Raw genomic sequence first — 1049 nt, forward strand, 5'->3', positions numbered from 1 at the left:
GATGGGCAGGCTGCTCCCGCTAGAAAGGCCCGACTGGAGCAGGTTCGAGTCCGGGGCGTGCAGGTTGACATTTCCCTGCCAGCCATCCGCCGGTTTCTATACGGCGAGAGTGCAGATGCTACTCGGACCCCCCTCACTGCCGAGTTTGACTACCGCTGGCAGATAGTTAAGGATGGCCAGTTCTTGCGCGAGCCATCACTGAGAGAGACCACCAAGAGGTGGATGGCCCTGCACCTGTCAGTAGATGGAGAGGGTGCCGATTGGGTGACTGAGCCGAAGGGGGCCATCAAGAAGGCCAACCTCACGTTCACAGCAAAGTTCTTGTGGCTGCTTGTCCGTCACTATCTTTCCCCCACAGCTGCTGATAATATCGTTACATGGGATCGAGCAGTGTTGATGGCGGCGATGATAGCCGGGTTCGAGGTGGATTTCGCGTGGCTTCTACAGGCAGTCATGCACGAGAGGGCTTTCAAGGTCACAACTACTTACCCTTTCCCGTGCATGATATTTTCTCTATGCAGGTCCGCAGGTGTGCCTATATGGCACGTTGATCAGCTCAAGACCCCTCTGGGCACTGTTGATGTCGGCCTCATCAGAGATGAGGCCAATGAGTTGGCTCCACGCAGAGGGCCCCGTCCAGAGCTGCCCCCACTTGCTGATGATCTTGCTGATACGGTAGCCCAAGCCCGCACGGCTACACCAGTTGCGTCCACTGACACTACCCCGGTCGAGTCTATCCCGGGTAGTAGCACTGCCCCGAGCTCCTCTCGCTCAGCCCCTTTCCCCGCTCTGGTCCCGCTTGCTAGGGTCCAGAAACTAGAGGCACAAATGGCTACACTTCTGCATCACATCCAGCCTTGGATGCAGAGGTCTATTGCTGAGGTAGAAGAGAGCCTGGAGCGAAGAATGGTCCAACACACAGAGCGGCAGATCGCTGAGGTTAATAAGCGCTTGGACGCTTTTGAGTTGCGGGTGTTAGCCCAGCCAGCCCCTCCAGTTAATGTGTCCACTCTTAGGGCTGCGGTCGACAGTCTTCGCGTAGATATTGA

The 1049-nt window shown here is 56.8% G+C and carries 1 protein-coding gene and 1 pseudogene; both read left to right on the forward strand.

Going from position 1 to position 1049, the window contains the following annotated elements:
• Positions 1 to 33: 33 nt before the first annotated feature.
• Positions 34 to 525 (forward strand): annotated as a pseudogene (locus tag D1Z90_RS22135) (hypothetical protein); the annotation flags it as partial.
• A 303-nt stretch (positions 526 to 828) separates the two neighbouring features.
• The coding region (locus D1Z90_RS21855) for a hypothetical protein (RefSeq protein WP_232525337.1) at positions 829 to 1049 on the forward strand (221 nt) is incomplete at its 3' end.

The sequence above is a fragment of the Motilimonas pumila genome, assembly GCF_003596335.1.
Classification (GTDB): Bacteria; Pseudomonadota; Gammaproteobacteria; order Enterobacterales; family CBDFNC01; genus Motilimonas; species Motilimonas pumila.